Here is a 21,955-nt window from a genome sequence, read left to right on the forward strand (position 1 = left end):
GATCTGGACCCCCAGGATAAAAAATATAAGCCGGCTTATTGAGCCGGGGCCATCTAAGAATCAGAATTATAGCTTGTCAAAAGGAAAACCGCCCGTAAGGGCGGTTTTCTCAAGGTTTTTTCGCTAATGGTTACAAAAATTGTAACCTAGTGAGCGATGGATGGCTCGTGTTCGCCGATGCGGTCGTTACGGGAAGCGGCAGCTGCCATCTCCTCCGCTTCCTTCCAGTCGATCGGCGTGAGCGGCTGGGTAAGCGCCAGATCGAGCACCTGATCCGCCACCTTGACCGGGATGATCTCCAGCCCCTGCTTCACGTTTTCCGGAAGCTCGGCCAGATCCTTCTCATTCTCCGCCGGGATCAGCACAGTCTTGATACCGCCGCGCAGTGCTGCCAGCAGCTTCTCCTTGAGGCCGCCGATGGGAAGTACCCGGCCGCGCAGCGTCACCTCGCCGGTCATGGCAATGTCCTTGCGCACCGGAATGCCCGTGAGCACCGAGACGATGGACGTCACCATGGCGATACCGGCCGACGGACCATCCTTCGGCGTTGCGCCTTCCGGCACATGCACGTGGATGTCACGCTGCTGGAACAGCGGCGGCTTGATGCCGAACAGGGCCGAGCGCGACTTCACGTAGGAGAAGGCCGCCTGGATCGATTCCTGCATCACGTCGCCGAGCTTGCCGGTGGTCTTGATCGCGCCCTTGCCCGGCACGGTCACGGCCTCGATGGTCAGCAGCTCGCCGCCCACCTCGGTCCATGCCAGACCGGTGGTTGCACCGACCTGATCCTCCTGCTCGGACTCGCCGAAGCGGAACTTCCGCACGCCGGCGAACTCTTCCAGGTTCTCGGACGTGATGTGGACCGACTTCTCCTTGCCCTCAAGGATGCGCTTCAGCGACTTGCGGGCAAGCTTGGCCAGTTCGCGCTCAAGGCTGCGCACGCCCGCCTCGCGGGTGTAGTAGCGCACCAGATCGCGCAGCGCGTCGTCGGACACCGACCACTCGCCCGATTTCAGCCCGTGGTTCTCCACCTGCTTGCCGAGCAGGTGACGCTTGCAGATCTCCACCTTCTCATCCTCGGTGTAACCCGAGAGCTGGATGATCTCCATGCGGTCCAGCAGCGGCTGCGGCATGCGCAGACTGTTGGCGGTCGTCACGAACATCACGTCAGACAGGTCGTAGTCGACCTCAAGGTAATGGTCGTTGAACTTGGAGTTCTGTTCCGGATCAAGCACCTCCAGCAGCGCCGATGCCGGATCGCCGCGGAAGTCCTGGCCCATCTTGTCGATCTCGTCGAGCAGGAACAGCGGGTTGCTGGTGCCAGACTTCTTGAGCGACTGGACGATCTTGCCCGGCATGGAGCCGATGTAGGTCCGGCGGTGACCGCGGATCTCGGCCTCGTCACGCACGCCACCCAGCGAGAAGCGAATGAATTCGCGCCCCGTCGCCTTGGCGATCGAGCGGCCAAGCGAGGTTTTGCCGACGCCCGGAGGGCCGACGAGGCACAGGATCGGCCCCTTCAGCTTGTTGGTGCGGGACTGCACGGCGAGATACTCGACGATGCGCTCCTTAACCTTCTCAAGACCGTAGTGATCGGCATCCAGCACCGCCTCGGCGGCCTTGATGTCCTTCTTGACCTTGGACTTCTTGCCCCACGGCAGGCCCAGGATCCAGTCGAGGTAGTTGCGCACCACCGTCGCTTCGGCGGACATCGGGCTCATGGAGCGGAGCTTCTTCAGCTCTGCCAGGGCCTTGTCACGCGCTTCCTTCGACAGCTTGGTCTTCTTGATGCGCTCTTCCAGCTCGGACGTTTCGTCCCGGCCGTCATCCGTCTCGCCCAGCTCGCGCTGAATCGCCTTGAGCTGTTCGTTCAGGTAATACTCGCGCTGGGTCTTCTCCATCTGGCGCTTCACGCGCGAGCGGATCTTCTTCTCCACCTGGAGAACGCCGATCTCGCCTTCCATGAAGCCGAAGACCATTTCAAGCCGCTTGGCCACGTCCGTCGTCGCCAGCAGTTGCTGCTTGTCGGAAATCTTCAGGCCCAGATGGCTCGCCACCGTATCGGCCAGCTTCGAGGCTTCGGTGATCTGATTGAGACCAACTAGAACCTCAGGCGCGATCTTCTTGTTAAGGCGAACGTATTGCTCGAACTGGTTGACGACGGAGCGCATCAGGCCGCGCACTTCATCATTGTCCGTGTTTTCCTCGGCCAGAACGTTGACCGAAGCTTCCAGATAGTCCGCCTGCTCGGAGAAGGTGTCGACCTTGGCGCGTTCCTTGCCTTCGACCAGCACCTTCACGGTGCCGTCCGGCAGCTTCAGGAGCTGCAGGACGTTGGCCAGCGTGCCAACCTCGTACAGTTCCTTCTGCCCAGGATCGTCATCCGCAGGATTCTTCTGGGAAAGCAGGAAGATGCGCTTCTCGCCACGCATCACCTCTTCCAGTGCCCGTACCGATTTCTCACGGCCAACGAACAGCGGCACGATCATCTGCGGGAAGACCACGATGTCGCGAAGGGGCAGCACAGGAAACAGCTGTTGCATTGAAGCCTCACAAACCTAGGCGCGCACCCGCCCTATGCACGGTGCAGCCTCTTGTACTTGCATATGGGGAGCGGAACCGTCTGCATCAAGCTTAGGCACGCTCCCCATACACTGGCTTTTCATCGTTTCGGTGTGGTGGACCGGATCAGGCCAGGGACCCCACGTCTTCGCGCGTCGTCTGCGAGAAGATCCGTATCGGATCCTTGCGTCCTTCGACCACATCCTTGTTGATCACGACCTCGTCCACGCCGTCCATGCCGGGCAGTTCGAACATCGTATCCAGCAGGATGGCTTCCATGATGGAACGAAGGCCACGCGCACCGGTTTTCCGCTCGATCGCCTTGCGGGCAATCGACTGGAGAGCGTCCTGATTGAAGGTCAGCTTCACGCCTTCCATGTCAAACAGGCGCTGGTACTGCTTCGCCAGGGCGTTCTTCGGCTCGCTCAGGATCTTGACCAGAGCCGCCTCATCCAGATCCTCAAGGGTGGCGATCACCGGCAGACGGCCGATGAACTCCGGAATGAGGCCGAACTTCAGCAGATCCTCGGGCTCGCAATCCTTCAGCAGAGCACCGGTGCGGCGCTCGTCCGGAGACTGCACGTTGGCGCCGAATCCAATGGACTTGCCCTGCATGCGATCGGCGATGATCCGATCCAGACCGGCAAAGGCGCCGCCGCAGATGAACAGGATGTTGGTCGTATCGACCTGGAGGAATTCCTGCTGTGGATGCTTGCGGCCGCCCTGCGGCGGAACCGAAGCGGTGGTGCCTTCCATGATCTTCAGCAGAGCCTGCTGCACACCCTCGCCCGACACGTCACGGGTGATGGACGGATTGTCGGACTTGCGGCTGATCTTGTCGATCTCGTCGATGTAGACGATGCCGCGCTGCGCACGCTCGACGTTATAGTCGGCCGCCTGCAGCAGCTTGAGGATGATGTTCTCCACGTCCTCGCCCACGTAACCGGCCTCGGTCAGCGTGGTGGCGTCAGCCATGGTGAACGGAACGTCCAGAATTCGGGCCAGCGTCTGGGCCAGCAGCGTCTTGCCGCAACCGGTCGGGCCAACCAGAAGGATGTTGGACTTCGCCAGTTCGACGTCGCTGTTCTTCTGGCCGTGGTTCAGCCGCTTGTAGTGGTTGTGAACCGCAACCGACAGCACGCGCTTGGCATGGCTCTGGCCGATCACGTAGTCGTCCAGAACCTTATAGATTTCACTGGGCGTGGGAACGCCGTCCCGGCTCTTCACCAGAGCCGACTTGGTCTCTTCCCGAATGATGTCATTACATAGCTCGACGCATTCATCGCAGATGAACACGGTCGGGCCTGCGATCAGCTTGCGAACCTCGTGCTGGCTCTTACCGCAGAAAGAGCAGTAGAGCGTATTCTTCGAGTCGCTGCCGCTGAGCTTGGTCATGCGCGTCCTTTCCTCGTTCGGCCTAATTACACGGCCGACACTGGCATCCTAGACCGAGCCTCTAGGGCTTAACAATCCCGAAATGGAGAGGATCCTCTCCATTCAGACGCGGGGACTATAACGCGCCGGGCCTCAAAAGAGGCTTAATGGATCGCTGATAACACAGGATTCCGGCGCGTCTTTACAGCCGACTACCGCTTTTCGCCCTCTTCGGGCGTTTCAGGGCGGCGCTCGTAAACGGTATCGATCAGTCCCCAGGCCTTGGCTTCGTCTGCCGTCATAAATGTGTCGCGTTCGACGGCTTTTTCAACCTCGTCCAGGGAACGACCGGTGTTTTTTTGCAGAATTTCGTTCAGACGCTGGCGAATCCGCAGGATTTCGCGAGCCTGGATCTCGATGTCCGTGGCCTGACCCTGGGCGCCGCCCGAGGGCTGGTGAATCATGATGCGTGCGTTCGGCAGGGCCCAGCGCATGCCCGGTTCGCCCGCAGCAAGCAGGAACGCACCCATGGATGCCGCCTGACCGATGCACACCGTCGCCACCTTGGGCCGGATGTACTGCATGGTGTCGTAAATGGCCAAACCCGCCGTGACCACGCCGCCCGGCGAGTTGATGTACATGAAGATGTCCTTCTTCGGGTTGTCGGCCTCGAGGAAGAGCAGCTGGGCAACGATCAGGGACGCCATGTGGTCCTCGACGCCGCCGGTTACAAAGATGATCCGCTCCCGCAGCAGGCGGGAATAGATATCAAACGCCCGTTCGCCCCGGTTGGACTGTTCGACGACCATGGGGACAAGACTGTTCTGGTAATGGCTGATCGGGTCGATCATGGGCGCTGCCTTTCATAAGTACCTAGACAATCGGGGGCTTTCGCCCCCGATTGCCAAGATTAGGTTTATTCCGCCTTTTTGCTAGAGGCCTTCGACGCGGTCTTGCGCTTCGGCTTTGCCGGAGCCTCCTCCGCGATCTCCGCCGGAGCTGCCTCGGCGGCCTCTTCGGCCGGAGCCGCTTCGGCCTCGGCTTCGGCCTTGTCGGCCTTCTTCGCCTTCGGCTTGGAGGCCTTCTTCTTCGGCGCTTCCTCCGACTGCTTCACGTCGTCGGCATCGTCAGCTTCCAGAGCCTTGGTCAGCTCTTCGCGGCTGACGGTCTTCTCTTCGAGCTCGGCCTTCTCGAGAATGAAGTCCACCACCTTCTCTTCATAGAGCGGGGCGCGCAGCTGGGCGGCGGCCATCGCGTTCTCGGTGAAGAACTTCGCGACCTGCTGCTGCTGACCCGGGTAGCGCTGAGCTTCCTGAGCGATCAGGCGGTTCATTTCGGCCTGAGTGATCTGAACGTTGTTCGCCTGGCCGATCTCAGAGAGCAGCAGGCCGAGGCGGACGCGACGCACCGCGATGTTGCGGTAGTCGTCCTTCTCAGCTTCCAGCTTCGCCTTCTCTTCCTCGTTGTCGCCGGCTTCGCGCTCCAGCTGAGCCCAGATCTGCTCGAACTCGGCCTCAACCATCGACTCCGGAACCGGGAAGTCGTGAGTCGCGGCCAGTGCGTCCAGCAGCTTGCGCTTCAGGAAGGTGCGGGTCAGGGCGTTGTGTTCACGCTCGATCTGCGACTTCAGGATGTCCTTCAGCGACTCGAGACCTTCGAGACCGAAGTTCTTGGCCATCTCGTCGTTGATCTCGACCGGCTTGGAGACCTGCACCTTCTTCACGGTCACGTCGAAGGTGGTTTCCTTGCCCGCCAGGTTCTCGGCCGGATACTCGGCCGGGAAGGTCACGGTGATGGTCTTCTCGTCGCCGACCTTCACGCCGACCAACTGCTCTTCAAAGCCCGGAATGAACATGCCCGAACCCAGCTCCAGCTGGGTGTCTTCGCCCTTGCCGCCTTCAAACTCGACACCGTCCAGCTTGCCGACGAAATCGATGATGATGGCGTCGCCGTCGGCGGCTGCATGACCTTCCGGCGCGTCCTCGAAGGACTTCTGCTGGGAAGCCAGACGCTCAACGGCCTCGTTGACGTCCTTGTCCTCAACCGGAATGGTCCACTTTTCCAGCTTCAGGCCAGACAGGTCCGGGAGGGCAACTTCCGGCAGAACTTCGAGATTCATGGTGAACTCGAGGTCCGCTTCCGGTTCGTACTTGGTCACTTCGATCTTCGGCTGCAGGGCCGGGCGGAGCTTGTTCTCCTCCAGCACCTTCTGCGAACCTTCCTGAACGGCTTCTTCCAGAACCTGGCCGGTCAGCGCGGCGCCGTGCAGCTTGCGCACGACATTTGCCGGGACCTTGCCCGGACGGAAGCCCGGCATGCGAATGGTCTTGGCAACGATGCCAATCTGTTCGTCCAGTTTGCGGGCCAGGTCGGCGGCCGGTACCACCACGGTGTAGGCGCGCTTCAAACCTTCGTTCAACGTCTCGCTGATCTGCATGGCGTTCTCTCAACTCGTCATGTGCCGCCAGGCGGCCGTGAAGCCTTGGTGCGGATGAAGGGACTCGAACCCCCACGTCTCTCGACACTGGAACCTAAATCCAGCGCGTCTACCAATTCCGCCACATCCGCCAGGGCCTGAAATCGAAGCGGCGTCTATAGCACAGGGGTAGGATGACGCAACAATCCCTTATCTCACCCCTCGCCGCGTAAAACGTACCGCCACCGCTTTTAGAATATCCGGGTAGGCTTCGGGAAGATCCTCCGCGATCAGTCCTGGTCCAATACGCCGCCCGGCCTCACCATGCAGCCAGGCGGCCACCGCCGCGGCTTCCGCCGCCCCAAGGCCAAGCTGACGCTGCTGACCGATCAGGCCCAAGATCGTTCCCGCCAGAACGTCTCCCGCACCGGCCGTGCCCAGCTCAGGCGTAGCATGGCAATTGATGTAAATCTGTCCGTCCGGCGTCCCAACGATCGTGTCCGGTCCCTTCAGCAGCACGATACCACCGGAGATCCGTGCCGCTGCCCGCACCCGCTCCAGCTTGCCCGCTGATGCGTCAACCATGGCAAACAGCCGGCGAAACTCGCCTTCATGCGGAGTCATGATGACCGGACCTTGAATGGCCTGGAACAGCGCGTCCGGATCCGCCTCGAAGCTGGTCAGGGCATCTGCATCCAGCACCAGCGGCTTGCCGGTCGCCAGTAACGCCAGCACGGCCTGCCTGCACCGCTCGCCAATGCCAAAACCGGGGCCGATCAGCATGCCGCTGGACCGCTCATCGGCAAGGCAGGCGGCCAACTCTTCGGCCCCCGCCGCGCGCTTGACCATGACCGCCGTGACATGGGCCGCATTGATCGCCACGGCGCTGGGCGGGCTGGCGATGCTGACCACCCCTGCCCCGATGCGCAGCGCCGCCCGGGCGGCCAGCCGGGCCGCTCCTGTGCTCGACGGCCCACCAGAGGCCACCCAGACATGCCCGCGCGAGTACTTATGATCCTGCGGGCCGGGGCGCGGTAGACGCGGGGTGCCCACCATCTGGCAGGTCACGCCGTAATGCGCCACCTCGTCCGCGCTCGGCGACAGGTCGATCGGGACCAGGATCACGTCGCCGCAGCGGGAATGGGCAGGCTCCAGCGCATGGGCCGGTTTGCGCGCGCCAAAGGTCACGGTCACATCCGCCCACACCATATCCGAAACGACTCTGCCGGAATCTGCATCGACGCCGCTTGGCACATCGACAGCGACAACCAGCCCTGCCTGCTCGCACGCCGCTCGAATCCGGGCAGCGAGCCCGTCCTCCACAGGCCTTGCGAAGCCGATACCGAACAGGGCGTCTACCACCACTGTCTCGTGCAACACCCGATCCAGCCCCTCACGGAGAGGCACAACTTCCCCTCCGTATCGCTGGCGCATCGTCCGGGCATCACCGCGGAGTTCGTTTGGATCGCCCCAGGCTCCGACCAGCACAGACCACCCGGCTTCCGCCAAATGACGCGCCACCACATAACCATCCCCGCCGTTGTTACCAGGACCGGCCAGAACCACCGCTTGCCCCTGCCCGGACCAGCGCTTCAGCACTTCGTCCGCCACCGCACGCCCGGCCGCCTCCATCGCCGCGAGGCTCGACTGGCCGGCCCGAAATCGGTCCTGTTCCAGTTGCCGCATCTGGGAGGCCGTCAGCAGGGGATGAAACATGGACATTGGCACGAGTCTCATTTAGTGCAGGAAACGAGCAGTCACCTTGATAGCGCAAGATAAAGCAGAAGACAGGATGTACCGGAAACTCGGAACGATGATGGCAGTGGTGCTCGCGCTTTCGGGATGCGCAACCTCGCCATTTTACGTAGACAAGAAGTCGTCTTACGCGCCGGGCTTCATCCCGCGCAACGAGCTTGGCGAGCCCGTCTTCCCCACGGCCAAGGATGGCAAGAAATCCAGGCAGAAGGCGGCTCAGATAGAAGACAGTCAGAAAACAGCCACTGCCTACACGCCCCCTGCACCGCAGGCGGCTACCCCGTCCGACTGGCTCAGCAAGTCCTGATCGCCATCAATCCTTGCCTTCGACCCAGGCAAGCATCGTTCCGAAAAAAATCAGTTTATATTAAAAATACTTAAACGCGCAGCCTGCTGCAGAAAAGTGCCATTTCTTAGACTACACTTTTAGCGAAAACGCCAAACATAACCCCGTTGACCACCAACCAACCCACCAACGCGACTTGGGGGACGGGGTTTATGAAACTCCTGCAGGGGCTGATGAACAGCCCACATGCCTTACGGCTGCTTGAAGTGCTGGATCGCCGAACCGAGAACCGTATGACGGAGTTCGGCATGCTCGCCCAGGCTTTCGAATTCGCCAAGATCAACGGCGTTCGAGGCGACTATTTCGAGTTCGGAGTCTGGCGCGGCAAGACATTCATCCATGCACGCACCATGGCCCGTCGTTATCGTGTTTCCCCCATCGTCTTTCGGGCCTTTGACAGCTTCGCGGGCCTTCCGCCCGTCGACAAGCATACAAAGCACGAGGTCTGGAAAGAGGGCCAGTTTGCCTGCTCCAGGACCGAGTTCGCGCGCATCCTTGCCTCAAAAGGCTTCGCGCCTGGCGAGTACGATCTTATCGAGGGATTCTACGACCAATCGCTCAACGACGCACTTGTCGGCCGCCTGAGCAGTGCCGGTGTCAGGGCTTCGATCGTTTACGTCGATTGCGACTTGTACGAATCAACGGTTCCGGTACTGCGCTTCATCCGGCACTTTCTGCAGGATGGCACCATCATCTGCTTTGACGACTACTATAATTACCGGGGGCAACCGGGGCACGGCGAACAGAAGGCGTTGGCGGAGTTCTTGCAGAATACTCCAGACATCCGCCTGACCCCCTACATGACCTACAGCCCACTGGGGCAAAGCTTCATCTGCAGCTTGCAATCAAAGGGCTGAGCCAGCACTCCAGCGGAATCGCATCACCGACCTGCCAGCCCCCTCGGGGCCGGGCGGTGCCGGAGTACGCTGCTTATTGAAATGAGTGGATTGGCTGGGGCGCCAGGATTCGAACCTGGGAATGGCGGTACCAAAAACCGCTGCCTTACCGCTTGGCTACGCCCCAGCAGGCGGCGGGCACTATACCGTTCTCTCTCAAAGAGAAAAGAGGCAAATGCATAATGCCCGAATGTTTTCCGCTTTTTATCCGGCACTCACCGTCTGGCGGCGGTAAGCGGCTGCGATGACCGTAGCATAAACGGCAGTTGCAGCCAGGATAATCTGAAGATTGGCCTCCGGAAGGAGGTACGCTGCCACCGATGGCATACCCGCCAAAAGCCAGTAAACCAGAAGTCCATTCGGCCATCCCAGCAGATAGCCAAGGTGATGATGCAGGTGGTCCCGATCACCGCTAAAGGGCGAGCGCCCCCGCAGAGCCCGCACAGTGATGAGGCGCAAGCAGTCAAGAACCGGCAGGAGGAACCAGGCGGCAATGGGCCCGGCGGTCAACGGACTATCCGGCAGATTGTAGACGTAGATCGCCAGCGCACCAAACAGGGCAGAGAGTCCGTAACTGCCGCCATCGCCAAGGAAAAAGCGGCCGCGAAGATTGAAGTAAAGCGCCACAGCCAGTGCCGCGGCAACGACAAGCAGAAGGCCCTGCAGATAGGCCGGGGTATAAAGCGACAGCATCCCGGTCCACAGCAAGGTCAGACCGATTACGAGGCCGTTCTTGCCATCCGCCATGTTCACGGCGTTGAGGAGCCCCACCATGCACAGCAGAGTGAAGGCGCCGCTGAAATAAGACAAAGGAATGACAAATATCGGCCCGTGCGGGTTGGATGTCAGCGCAAAACGCAGCTCCTGCAGATCCAGGCTGGGAACCACAATCATGCCGAGGCTGAAGGCGACGCCGCCAACGATCAGCCGAAAGCGTGGCGTCAACTCTAGACGATCGTCCGTCACACCCAGAAGATAGAATACCGACACCAGACAGCCGATGATCGCCATGTCATTCCCATTGACTTCTGGGATACCGCCAAACCCGAGAGACATGGCGAACAGCGCTGCAATGACAGGCAACAACACCGCAGTTCCACCCAGCAAAGGAGTAATATGGCTATGGCGTTTGCGCCCGCCTGCCCTATCTGGAAAATCCAGAAGTCCAAAAAGCCGCCCAAGGTATCGGGCGTTCAGACCAACAAGCATAGCGAACAGGCCAGAACCCAACGCGGCACAGAGCATCTCGTCAGTCATCTGGATGCAACCTCAGGAGTCAAAAACAAATGGAAACGCAAACAATCCCGTGCACTGACCAGCAAACTTGCAGCAACACAGGATTGCGGCCATAGGCAGGCTCAGCTAAGACAATCGTTACCGGGGTGACCTAGCCGTTTTGACGCAACACCTCAAGCCGTTAACTCTGAAAATTGAGACGGGCTATGCCAATTCTAGTAACCGGCGCCGCTGGGTTCATCGGCCACCATGTCTCCAAGAGGCTCCTGGATCGTGGTGAACAAGTCATCGGGATCGACAATCTTAACGATTATTACAGTGTCGAATTAAAGCGGGCGCGATTGACAGAGCTTCAACGCTCCCATAACAGTTTTAGTTTCGTTCAGGTCGACTTTGCTGATACTGCAGCGCTGACTGAAGCACTGAAACCATTTGAAATCGACCGTGTGATCCACCTTGGCGCTCAGGCCGGGGTACGATATTCAATCACCAACCCGCATGCTTATGTCACGTCCAATCTGGTCGGACATCTTAACATTCTGGAGTATTGCCGCCACCGGGAGGGCATGAAGCATCTGGTTTATGCTTCGTCATCTTCGGTTTATGGCAGCAACACCAAACTGCCCTTTTCCGTCGACGATCGGGTCGATCTCCCGATCTCGCTCTACGCAGCGACGAAAAAGTCGGACGAATTAATGAGTGAGGTCTATAGCCACCTCTACCGCCTGCCACAGACCGGTCTGCGCTTCTTTACGGTTTACGGGCCCTGGGGCCGCCCGGACATGGCGCTGTGGCTGTTCACCGATGCCATCCTCAAGGGTGAACCCATCAAGGTGTTCAATCACGGCGATATGATGCGGGACTTCACGTATGTCGATGACATTGTCACCGGCGTTGTTGCCTGCCTTGACAATCCGCCGCCAGACGATGGCCAGAAGAAGGCGGGCGGCTCTGTCAATCCGCACCGGGTTTACAACATCGGCAATCATCGGTCCGAGCCATTGCTGCGCATGATCGAGGTGCTGGAACAAGCCCTGGGTAAGAAGGCCGAACGAGAACTGCTGCCGATGCAGCCGGGTGATGTGCGGGAGACTTACGCGGACATCACCGCCATCCAGAGCGATCTCGGGTTCGAGCCGACCACACCAATCGATGTCGGCATCCCCAAGTTCGTGGAGTGGTTCCGGAAATACCATCAAATTGATTAATAGGAAAAGTGCGTCTCAAGGGACGGGCGGCGCTGCCAAATGACGTGGAACTACTCTCTCTGGGCGGCGATCGGGCCGGGCAATCTCCCCTTCTGGTTATGCCTGATCGGCGCGCTTGCCCTGGCATTCCGCCGCCCTTCCGTAGGCCTGCGCTTTACAGGCGCAGGCCTACTGCTCTTCATTCTGCTGGCCATACTGCCTACCGGCTTCTGGCTCATGCGCCCCCTGGAGATGCGCTATAGCAAGCCCGATTACTCAGGCTTGGCACCTCCCGCCATTATCGTTCTGGCAGGTGGTGAAGCCCTGCCCGCCAGCGCGCTGCGAGGCGAACCGGAATTCAACAGCGCGCCGGAGCGGCTTCTGACGGGAATAGCCCTTGCCCGCCGCTTCCCGGAAGCCCAGCTCTATTTGGTTGGCGGCATTACTCTTCCTGATGGGACTCGTGATACGGATGTAATGCTGCGGACTGCGCTTGGCGTCGGCTTTGAACGTCAGCGCATTCGGATAATCAGTGATACCAGGAATACCTGTGAGAATGCCCGCGCGGCTACCGCCCAACTGGGCCGCTCCACCCTCCGCCGCTCGATACTTATCACGTCAGCCTACCATCTGCCGCGCGCCATGCTGTGCTTCGAGGCGGTGAATGCCAGTATCACGCCAGTTCCCGTGGATTACAAAACCTGGCCTTTAAGCAGTCCGATAGACAGTTTCAAACTGGCCCCCCTGGACAATCTTGAGCAGGTAGACCGCGCACTGCATGAGTGGGTTGGCCTGTTGTATTACAGGGTAACAGGCCGCACGCTTCGCGTCTGGCCCGCAAAGTAGGCGCTCAATTTTCCAAGTATAAATCGGCAAAATCCAGAGTCAAACAGGGTGCGATTTTTCAATCGCACCCTGCCAACTTGTCAATTGCGCCGACGATTAGAGCTGCCACCGGCTAACATGCTCTGGCAGTTCAGTAGCCCGCCACATCCCCTTGATGTCTGCCACGAGGCCGCCCTGTTTTATGAGCGCTGCGATCTGAGTTCCTGTCATCTCTGCATAGATCTGATGCGGCACGGCAGCGACAATTGCGTCATACGGTTCTTCTGCAGGAGTGCCGTCGAGCCCAATGTCTGCCTTGCTGCTGAGCAGGCTAACCCCATACTCCTCATGCGCTTCATCACCGTCAGCCAGTGGATCGTGGACCTTCACCGTGTGGCCATTAGCTTCAAGCCCGCGGATGACATCAACGACCTTCGAATTTCGCAGGTCAGGCACGTTTTCCTTGAAAGTCAGACCGAGCACAAGAATGCGCCCATTCGGAGCAGTGCGTTCACTGATGCAATCGGCGATATAACGCCCCATCCCGTCATTGATCTGCCGGCCAGCGAGAATGACCTTGGGGTCATGTCCAAGTTCCTGGGCGCGGAAGGACAAGTAATAGGGGTCGACGCCAATGCAGTGGCCACCCACCAGACCCGGCGAGAATTTCAGGAAGTTCCACTTGGTTCCGGCTGCTTCCAGTACGTCGTATGCCGACAGGCCAATTTTCTGGAAAATCATCGCCACTTCATTGATGAACGCGATATTGATATCGCGCTGCGCATTTTCGATGACCTTTGCCGCCTCAGCTGCCTTGATGCTCTTGGCGCGGAAAACACCACCAGTTGTGACGCGACCATAGAGTTCTGCGAGTACCTCCAATACTTCCGGGTTCTCGCCGGAAATCACCTTCGTAATCCGGTCCACCGTATGCTCACGGTCACCCGGATTAATGCGCTCCGGCGAGTAGCCAAGGAAGAAGTCGACCCCACGCTTGAGGCCGGAGACGCGCTCCAGTTCCGGGCCGCACAGATCTTCGGTCACACCGGGATAGACGGTGCTCTCGAAAACGACGATCGCTCCGGCTCCAGCCGTCAGAACGCTGCCGACGCTTCGGCAAGCCGAGATGACCGGACGGAGGTCAGGCGTATTGCTATTGTCAACCGGCGTTGGCACCGTGACGATAAAAATATCCGCGCCCCGGCACTCCTCGACATTAGTTGTCAGCTTTAACGTCGAAGCTTTCAGCGCCTCCTCGGTTACTTCATCCGTCCGATCATGGCCTTGCTTCAGTTCATCTACTCGGCTCTGGTTAATATCAAAGCCAACCGTATCAAAGTGCCGCGCAAGAACGACCGCCAATGGCAAACCCACATATCCCAAGCCGATAACGGCCACTCGAGTTTCTGGCCCAACCTGTGCGGTCATCAAAGCTTCCTTTCTGTTGTTGGCCATTCAGCCGGCATTGCGATTAAGCTGTGGACGCAAAAACTATCTTACTGGTTAGAAATCACTGCGATGGATGCGAGAGCCGTCGCAAACTGGCCAATGATCGTTGCCACATCCCTGATGATATCGAGCTTGTAGAGCGGATCGACATTCTTCGGCACGACGATCGTACTGCCCGGCGGCACAGCGGCCTGGGCTGAGCGCATCCACCCGGATGTTTTCAGCGGCTGCGCCACACCGTTTGGATAGACGATGAAAGCCCGATTATCGTCAGCGGTGCGCTGGATGCCACCGGCTTCCTGAATATAGTCGCCTGCCGTTTTGCCCCGGGAGAACTGCAAAGCCCCAGGATTCAATACATCGCCGACGGTCAGAATAAAGTTGGGCTTCTTCGGCATATAAATCGCGTCGCCCGCCTCAAGGACGGTGTCGGCTTCCGGATATACCTTGAGGACCTCCGGATCGGCTTCAACGACCATACGGCCCGGAGCATCCACCGTTGCCAGTTCACGCGTCAGGCTCATTGCTCCCGCCATCGCATCAGCACTGACACCTTTACGCGCAGAAAGCGACAGCAGTGCAGTATTCATTTCCCGGGCTGTCCGCTTGAAACCCTCCTGCTGCGCCTCCTTGACACTACGACGTGTGAAGACGGCGCCATAGGGATAGGCATAGTTGGACAAACCGCCTGCTCGTTCCATCAACTGGGACAGCGTTTCTCCCTTACGGATCGTATAAAGGCCGGGGCGCTGGAATTCCCCAGTCAAAAGTACTGCACCGGGTTCATACTTGGGCTGGATGGTATTGAAGCGGACATCGTCGCCCACCGAGACCTTGATTGCACTAAAGGTCTCCAACGTGCCTTCGAGGCTGCTCTGCACGGCGGTGCCCCGATAGGGGTCAGCCCGCGAAAGATCAATCGAGAAATTCTCGGCGCGTGACGCCAGTCCTTCTGCGACCGTGGCCATTACGGAAATCGGCAAAGAATCCCATATCGGATAAATTCCGGGACGACGCAGGTTGCCTCCGAGAACGACAACATTTTCTAACAGGAAAGGAAGTACAGCCGGATTCTCTTCGAATACGTCCGGGCAGAGAGCTTCCTCCATCTCCGGCATATCAAGGCCATTGCGTTGAGACAGGCTTTCTTGCCGTTCAGCCTGAACTGCTGCGATCGTCGAGGCACTGGTGTTTTCAGCTGCGAGCTGACCAGCATCAGACACACCGAGATTGCTCTGCACACCTCCGGTAGAGACCACGCCGAGAGTGGAGCCTTTACCGACGATATAGGAGCCTCTCGTTACTGCACTGAAACGATCAGACTGGCTGTCGCCCACGAGCACTTCGAGATATGCAAGCGATTTGCACTGCGGAAGCGAGTTCGGCTGGCCTAGCACAATACTGCGCACCGCCTGGCTTTGCAAAAAGGCAATATCCTTATTGCCCAGAATGATAAGATGGTCTTCGCTACGCAGCTCAACGTCCTGATTTTCATAAAAGACGTTGTAGAGGTTCACGCCCGAATAGGCCGTCGAACTGGAAATCGGATCGCGGCGCAGCAGCACGCCAAATGGCAGATAGCTGCCCATGCGCAGATTTTGCACCGTACCCAGCAGCGACTTTACTGTCGGGGCCGTTCCGATGGAACGCACCCCCGGGTTAGTAACAAAACCGCTCAGCGTCACCTTGCCGGACGTGGTCCGTTCTCGGCCCAGGACCTGCAAGACGTCGCCAGCCTGCAAAGGCGCGCCCTGTTCAGTCAGCGGCACAACCTCTTCCTGCCCATCCGACCGTAAGCGCAGTACCGAAAAGTCGTTACCGCTCGGGCGCACGGCGCCACCTGCCATGGCAACCGCCTGCGCCAGCGTCAGGCTTTGGCTGCCCGGAGCAAGCTCGAAAATGGCCGGGCGCACCACAGCGCCTGTCACCGCCACGGTGCGGCCAACGGTCGGCACGACGATCCGGTCACCGTCCTGCAGGCGGATGGTCGGCGGCGAACCGATGCCGAGCAGGCCATAGAGATCAACGGTAAAACTGCGCCCCGCGCGCTCCACCCGCACTTTGCGCAGTGAACCCGTGCGCTTGATGCCCCGCGCCTGTGCAAATACCTGCGTGATATCGCTCAGCGCCGTCAGTGTGTATTGCCCCGGGCGCTCAATCTCGCCACCCACCACGACGGAGATGCTGCGAACCGCACCCAGCGAGACCTGCGCTTCCGTGCCCAGCATAGTCTGCCGGGTTGCCGCCTGAATATCTTGGATTACTGCATCGAAGCGTCGTCCGGCGGCGGGAATCGGGGGGAGCTGGTCGATAATTAGTCGGCCTTCGCGGTCCACACGCGTGGTGATGTTCCGTGGCTCCGGCCCTTGCAGCATGACGACAAACTCGTCGCCAACGCCAACAACATAATTACCGCCCATCCGACCAGTGAAAGAAGTGGTCTGGCTGGCTGCCATCTCAAAAAGGTCGTAGCCGAACTGGCGGAGTTCCTTGTCGCTGGTCCGGTCACGGTACTCAGCTTCGATGACAGACGGCTGATAGTTCTTCTGAAGGAGCGCGCGGGCTTGCAGTTCACGGAGCGCTTTTTCGCTCTCCGTCATGTTAGAGAGCATGCCGCTTGAGGTTCTATCATCTGCCGGAGCATTGTCCCCGGCCTGCCGCGATGCATCAACCGGCGAGTTGCTGGTCACCCCGTTCGAGGACCGGACGCCAGACAACCCTCTCTGCAGGTTCTGCAGCATTGCTGGATCAAGCGTCTGCGCCTCTGCCGACAGGCTGAAACCGAACACAGAACCCAGCAATACAACTGCCGCGCTCATCCGCCCTGCGAACGAGCAGGAGAGTTCCGCCGTGGTCTGATTGCGCCGGAAAACGCCTGCCGCGCGACCACCGCCTACTCTCATATTCATATGACTTTCCCCCTGAACCGCCTTCGTGCCAGCGTAACGGCTGATAGAGGCGGACCCTTGGGGCGTCAAGCAAAGCTCCGACGAGTGGATAATCATTGGCCGCACTTCACGGTCGTTTCAGCCACCCACCAGTCTGGGCGGCAGCGGCGTAGCCGTTCGGCAGCCAGACTGGCCTGAGCTTGATTATCGAACACCGCAAACCACGTCGGGCCGGAGCCTGCCATGCGGACAAGCCGCACCCCTTCCTGTTCCAGAAGTGCGTCTCGCACGTCCTCAAGCAGGGGGAGGCAAAGTCTCGCCGCGGTTTCCAGATCATTGGCAAGGCCCGCAGCCCAGGCAAGCGATGGTTGCAAGGAACTGTCCTGCTCAGGAAGTTCGGCTGAGAATTCCCGTCCGAGTTCTGCATAGGTCCGGAACACGTCCGGCGTTGCCAGCGGAAGGCCGGGATTAACCAGAATCACCGGCAAAGCTTCGGTAAGCCGTGTCGGGATCAACTCCGTGCCAATGCCGTGTCCCCACATCGGCTTGCTATAGACACAAGCAGGAATATCAGCACCGAGCCCGGCGCCGATCTCTGCCAGTTGTTCAAGCGAACGGTTCAATCTCCACAGCTGGTTCAAGGCCCTCAACGTCGCCGCCGCATCGGCCGAACCGCCGCCGAGCCCCGCCGCAACCGGCAGGTTCTTCTGCAGCACAAGACGCGCACCGGCGTTTTGCAGACCTGCAGCGTCTGCCAATGCCCTAGCCGCCCGCAAAATCAGATTGTCCTGCTCACCGGCGAGCACGCCCGCGTATGGCCCTTCGATCGCCAGCGACAGGCTGTCGGCGGCCGACACCGTCAGTTCGTCGCCAGCTTCGGTGAAGACGAACAGCGTCTCGAGCAGATGGTAACCATCCTCCCGCCGCCCGATGACGTGCAGGAAGAGATTGAGCTTGGCCGGAGCTGGCTCGACGAGAATTGCAGCAGTCATGGACGTTATGTTTACTTGGCAGACTTGGCAGACTTGGCAGGCGTTGCGGCGGCACTGGCGATATCCAGGCCCACATCGAGTTTGGACATCAGTCGGCGCGACTGGCCGGCTTCCGGCTCGCTATCCATGGCAGCCTTCCAGCGAAAGCGGGCTTCGATGGTCCGGCCCACCCGCCAGTACGCATCGCCCAGATGCTCATTGATGGTTGGATCCCCCGGCTCGACGGCGACCGCCTGCTCAAGGTGCCTGACAGCTTCTTCATACTGTCCGGACATGAAATAGGCCCACCCCAGCGAATCAATGATAAAGCCGTCATCCGGTCGCAACTCCACAGCACGGCTTATTAACTGCTTAGCTTCGTTTAGGTTCCGTCGCTGGTCGAGATAAAGATAGCCCAGGTAATTGAGAACGTTGGGCTCGTCCGGATTCAAGGCCAGGGCCCGGCGCAAATCGGCCTCGGTTTCAGCCATGCGGCCAAGCTTTTCGTAGCCAACGCCACGCAGGAAATAAAGGAACCAGTCCCGCTGGCCCGGCTGCTCGATCAGCGCAATGGCGGACGAGAAGGCATCGACCGCCTCCTCGTAGCGCTCCATGCGCCGAAAAGCCTCGCCCAGCTCGATCCGAACCCGGCGGCTGTGCGGATATCGAACACTCGCGGATTCCAGAAGGCCGATCGCCTCCTCGCCGCGGCTGAGCTCCTGCAGGTTTCTCGCCTGCTCCAGCATGATATCGACGCCGAACGGCCCTTGCGGCGCCAGCCCCTCCACTGTTGCCAGTGCCCCCCGGTACTCCTTGCTGAGACGCAGCATTCGGGCAGAGAGCAGCCGCGCTTCCACCATGTCCGGGCGGGCCACCTCGGCCACGCGCGAGAAGACGAGCGCCAGCGGAATCGGCTCGCCCTGCATCAGGTCGTTTGCCGCATGAAGCATCAGCTCGGCCATGCCTTCCACCGGCGTCGAGACAAGGGGCGCAATCTTCTTGCCATTGGCCAGACGCTCGCGGGCCTCTGCGAAGAACGCTTGCCGGTCCGGGTCCGTCTCCATCGCGAGAAGCGCCGCGGCCTGCTCGGCATCGCCCATTCGCTGGGCGGCGGCAGCGGCTGCCAAACGCAGGCGCCAGCGGCTGTTCCCATCCATCTCGAGCGCCTGCCGGAAAAAGTCCAGTGCCTCGCTCGCGCGGCCCATCGCCAGTGCAATGTGTCCGGCATGTTCCAGCCGGTAAAGCTTCACCACGCCGTCGGCCCCGCTCGGCTGCACCGCATCCAGCGCTTCCTGCTTGCGGCCCTGTCCGTAGGCTGCCCATGCCCCCAGAATGGGCGAGACCACCGCTTCGATGCCGCCGACAGCAAGCGTAGAGGTCAGCTTCTGCGCCTCTGCGTAATCACGAGTGCGGAATTTATCGGCAATCAGTACCAGCGCCGCTGTCGAGTTCTGCGGATCGCTGCGCAGCACATCCTTGGCGATATCCAGCGCCAGCCGGCGATCGCCAGAGGCCAGTGCCAGCTCAAAAGTGCGCTGCCGCAGCACCGGATCGTCCTGCTGGCTTCGCAGCGCACGGGAAAAATAATGGGCGGCAGCCGCCAACTCGTCGTTGGACCAGGCATACCGCCCCATGATGTAGTCCCGATAGCCCTCCGCCTCGTCCTTGGCGGACGCGACGGAGGCATTCGGCAACAACGCGGCGTCGGCCGGCGTCGCAGGCAGGCTCCCCCACAGGAGAGAACCCCAGATCAGGGCGGCGACGGCGACAGCGTTGTTCTTGATCACGGAACCTCACATGTTGGGATAGTTGGGCCCACCGCCGCCTTCCGGCGCAACCCAGTTGATGTTCTGCGTCGGGTCCTTGATGTCACAGGTTTTGCAATGGACGCAATTCTGCGCATTGATCTGAAGCCTCGGATCTCCGACATCCTGCCCCACGATCTCGTAAACGCCAGCCGGGCAGTAGCGCTGCTCGGGTGCGTCATAGAGCGTAAGGTTCAGCTTCACCGGTACATCCTGGTCCTTTAGCGTCAGGTGAACAGGCTGGTCCTCTTCGTGATTTGTGTTCGACAGGAACACCGAGGACAGCTTGTCGAAGGTCACCTTACCATCCGGTTTCGGGTAGTCGATCGGATAGTAGTGCTCCTTGCGGCCCAGCTGGGTGTGATCCGGGTGGTTCTTCAGGGTCCACGGAATCAGCTTGCCCAGGCCCAGATCGTGCAGCCACAGGTCAAGGCCGGTGTACAAAGTGCCGAGCGTGACGCCGAACTTGGCCAGCGCCGGACGGGCGTTGCGCACCTTGTACAGGTCTTCCTTGATCCATGAGTTCTCGACGGCGGCCGGGTAGGCCAACAGCTCGTCGCCACCTTCCGTACCGGCCCTCAGGCGGTCGAACGCGGCTTCGGCGGCCAGCATGCCGGTCTTCATCGCGTTGTGGCTGCCCTTGATTCGCGGCACGTTGACGAAACCGGCCGAGCAGCCGATCAGCGCGCCGCCCGGGAAGGTCAGCTTCGGAATGGACTGCCAGCCGCCCTCGTTGATGGCGCGGGCGCCGTAAGCCACGCGGCGGCCGCCTTCCAGCAGCGGACGGATGGCCGGGTGGTTCTTGAACCGCTGCATCTCGTCGAACGGCGAGAGGTACGGGTTCTTGTAGTCCAGCGCCACGACGAAGCCGATGGCGACCTGGTTGTTTTCCTGATGATAGATGAAGCCGCCGCCGGCCACGTCATCCAGCGGCCAGCCCTGGGTGTGGATGACCGTACCCGCCTTGTGCTTGGACGGATCGATGTCCCACAGCTCCTTGATGCCGATGGCATAGGTCTGCGGCTGCACGCCTTCGCGCAGGGAGAAGCGGTCCATCAGCTGCTTGGAGAGATGCCCGCGCACGCCTTCGGCAAAGAAGGTGTACTTGGCATGCAGCTCGAGGCCCGGCTGATACATGTCCTTGTGGCTGCCGTCGCGCGCCACGCCCATGTCGCCGGTGGCAACGCCCTTCACCGAGCCGTCTTCATTGTAGAGGATCTCCGCACCGGCGAAGCCCGGGAAGATCTCCACGCCCAGTTCCTCGGCCTGCCCCGCCAGCCAGCGGCACAGGTTGCCAAGGCTCAGCGTGTAGCAGCCGTCGTTGGACATCAGCGGGGGCAGCAGGAAGTGCGGCATGTCGATCTTGCCGTTCTTCGTCAGCACCCAGTGCTTGTTGTCGGTCACCGGGGTGTTGAGCGGCGCGCCCTTTTCCTTCCAGTCAGGAATCAGCTCGTTCAGGGCGATGGGGTCCACGACTGCGCCCGAGAGAATATGAGCGCCGACCTCCGAGCCCTTCTCAAGCACGCAAACGGAAACTTCAGTTCCATTCTGCTGCGCGAGCTGCTTCAGGCGAATCGCGGCGGAAAGGCCGGCCGGGCCGCCGCCGACGATCACCACGTCATACGGCATGGCTTCGCGTTGGTCGCCGCGATGCGCCCGAAGGCGTACGGGTCGTCGACGATCGGCGTGAAGAAGTCGGCGGTCTGCACCAGCGCGAGGTCGGGGCGCAGCCGCACGACCGCGGCGTCGTCCGCGGTGTCGAAGCCGACGAGGACGTCGTCGCGCTCGGTCCGCGGCAGGCCGGCCACGATCGGGTGCAGCGCGGCCGCCGGCAGCTTGCAGCCGCAGCCGGCGCCGTGGGAGAGGCTGGTGAGCTTCACGGCCATATCATCCCGGCTTCGTGGCCGAGCGCCCTGCCTACACGGCCGAAGAGGTCGACGCCGCCGTCGCCGCGCTCGGCGACCCCGAGCGCTTCGCGCACGCGCAGGAGATCGTCACGCACGCGGCGCCGGGGCTGCAGCGGGTCCTCGGCCGCGCGCTGGAGGCCGGCGGGTGGTTCGGCGAGGCGCACGAGAACGAGGTCGCCAAGGCGGCGCTGGAGGCCGACGAGCACACGCGGCTGATGGCCGTGCGCACGCTCGTCGCCGAGGAGACCCGCCTGGCGATGCTCGTCGGCGCCGCCGTCGGGCTCGAGCTGGGCACCCAGCTGAGACGTCAACGAGAAGAGGAGAGCTGATGGAGATCC

16 protein-coding genes, 2 tRNA genes and 1 pseudogene are annotated in these 21,955 nt (G+C 60.6%); 5 read left to right on the plus strand and 14 right to left on the minus strand.

Going from position 1 to position 21,955, the window contains the following annotated elements:
* Positions 1-146: 146 nt before the first annotated feature.
* From lon to VIG90_RS04670, 6 genes are all read right to left on the minus strand, one after another.
* A complete protein-coding gene (lon, locus tag VIG90_RS04645; RefSeq protein ID WP_331592285.1) occupies positions 147-2,543 on the minus strand; it encodes an endopeptidase La in 2,397 nt (798 codons plus the stop codon).
* Positions 2,544-2,688: 145 nt separating this feature from the next.
* Positions 2,689-3,957 carry an ATP-dependent Clp protease ATP-binding subunit ClpX gene (clpX, locus tag VIG90_RS04650; protein WP_331592286.1) on the minus strand — a complete coding sequence of 423 codons (1,269 nt, stop codon included), beginning with the start codon at positions 3,955-3,957 and terminating at the stop codon, positions 2,689-2,691.
* Between the two features lie 191 nt (positions 3,958-4,148).
* Positions 4,149-4,787, minus strand: coding sequence for an ATP-dependent Clp endopeptidase proteolytic subunit ClpP (clpP, locus tag VIG90_RS04655; protein WP_331592287.1), 639 nt, complete (start codon positions 4,785-4,787; stop codon positions 4,149-4,151).
* Positions 4,788-4,852: 65 nt separating this feature from the next.
* Entirely contained in the window at positions 4,853-6,373 is a 1,521-nt protein-coding gene (tig, locus tag VIG90_RS04660; RefSeq protein ID WP_331592288.1) for a trigger factor, read from the minus strand.
* Positions 6,374-6,419: 46 nt separating this feature from the next.
* Positions 6,420-6,504: transfer RNA gene (locus VIG90_RS04665), tRNA-Leu, on the minus strand.
* A gap of 58 nt (positions 6,505-6,562) precedes the next feature.
* A complete protein-coding gene (locus VIG90_RS04670) occupies positions 6,563-8,074 on the minus strand; it encodes an NAD(P)H-hydrate dehydratase (protein WP_331592289.1) in 1,512 nt (503 codons plus the stop codon).
* Between the two features lie 70 nt (positions 8,075-8,144).
* Here VIG90_RS04670 and VIG90_RS04675 point away from each other — a divergent pair, with 70 nt between their 5' ends.
* The gene (locus VIG90_RS04675; protein ID WP_331592290.1) at positions 8,145-8,414 is read left to right on the plus strand and encodes a hypothetical protein; all 270 of its coding nucleotides are present in this window, start codon (positions 8,145-8,147) and stop codon (positions 8,412-8,414) included.
* A 191-nt stretch (positions 8,415-8,605) separates the two neighbouring features.
* On the plus strand, positions 8,606-9,310 hold the full coding sequence (locus VIG90_RS04680; protein WP_331592291.1) for a TylF/MycF/NovP-related O-methyltransferase: 705 nt from the start codon (positions 8,606-8,608) through the stop codon (positions 9,308-9,310).
* Positions 9,311-9,401: 91 nt separating this feature from the next.
* On the opposite strand, the gene VIG90_RS04685 is transcribed toward VIG90_RS04680, so the two are convergent.
* Positions 9,402-9,476: transfer RNA gene (locus VIG90_RS04685), tRNA-Gln, on the minus strand.
* 77 nt (positions 9,477-9,553) lie between these two features.
* Positions 9,554-10,606, minus strand: a complete 1,053-nt coding sequence (locus tag VIG90_RS04690) for an MraY family glycosyltransferase (RefSeq protein ID WP_331592292.1) — start codon at positions 10,604-10,606, stop codon at positions 9,554-9,556.
* 185 nt (positions 10,607-10,791) lie between these two features.
* On the opposite strand from VIG90_RS04690, the gene VIG90_RS04695 reads away from it, so the two are divergent.
* Positions 10,792-11,793 (plus strand): NAD-dependent epimerase, encoded by a 1,002-nt coding sequence (locus tag VIG90_RS04695; RefSeq protein ID WP_331592293.1) that lies wholly within the window; start codon positions 10,792-10,794, stop codon positions 11,791-11,793.
* 39 nt (positions 11,794-11,832) lie between these two features.
* Positions 11,833-12,618 carry a YdcF family protein gene (locus VIG90_RS04700; RefSeq protein ID WP_331592294.1) on the plus strand — a complete coding sequence of 262 codons (786 nt, stop codon included), beginning with the start codon at positions 11,833-11,835 and terminating at the stop codon, positions 12,616-12,618.
* Positions 12,619-12,714: 96 nt separating this feature from the next.
* On the opposite strand, the gene VIG90_RS04705 is transcribed toward VIG90_RS04700, so the two are convergent.
* The 6 genes and pseudogenes from VIG90_RS04705 to VIG90_RS19840 all read right to left on the minus strand — a co-directional run.
* Positions 12,715-14,025 carry a nucleotide sugar dehydrogenase gene (locus tag VIG90_RS04705; RefSeq protein ID WP_331592295.1) on the minus strand — a complete coding sequence of 437 codons (1,311 nt, stop codon included), beginning with the start codon at positions 14,023-14,025 and terminating at the stop codon, positions 12,715-12,717.
* Positions 14,026-14,093: 68 nt separating this feature from the next.
* Entirely contained in the window at positions 14,094-16,955 is a 2,862-nt protein-coding gene (locus tag VIG90_RS04710; protein WP_331592296.1) for an SLBB domain-containing protein, read from the minus strand.
* A gap of 92 nt (positions 16,956-17,047) precedes the next feature.
* Entirely contained in the window at positions 17,048-17,926 is an 879-nt protein-coding gene (locus tag VIG90_RS04715) for a 4-(cytidine 5'-diphospho)-2-C-methyl-D-erythritol kinase (RefSeq protein WP_331592297.1), read from the minus strand.
* Positions 17,927-17,937: 11 nt separating this feature from the next.
* Positions 17,938-19,692 (minus strand): tetratricopeptide repeat protein, encoded by a 1,755-nt coding sequence (locus VIG90_RS04720; protein ID WP_331592298.1) that lies wholly within the window; start codon positions 19,690-19,692, stop codon positions 17,938-17,940.
* Positions 19,693-19,698: 6 nt separating this feature from the next.
* Entirely contained in the window at positions 19,699-21,339 is a 1,641-nt protein-coding gene (locus VIG90_RS04725) for an electron transfer flavoprotein-ubiquinone oxidoreductase (protein ID WP_331592299.1), read from the minus strand.
* Positions 21,340-21,344: 5 nt separating this feature from the next.
* A pseudogene (locus tag VIG90_RS19840) lies at positions 21,345-21,428 on the minus strand (hypothetical protein); the annotation flags it as partial.
* Between the two features lie 182 nt (positions 21,429-21,610).
* Here VIG90_RS19840 and VIG90_RS04735 point away from each other — a divergent pair.
* Positions 21,611-21,946, plus strand: a complete 336-nt coding sequence (locus tag VIG90_RS04735) for a hypothetical protein (protein WP_331592301.1) — start codon at positions 21,611-21,613, stop codon at positions 21,944-21,946.
* Positions 21,947-21,955: the final 9 nt, after the last annotated feature.

Source organism: Pedomonas sp. (genome assembly GCF_036515995.1).
Classification (GTDB): domain Bacteria; phylum Pseudomonadota; class Alphaproteobacteria; order Sphingomonadales; family Sphingomonadaceae; genus Pedomonas.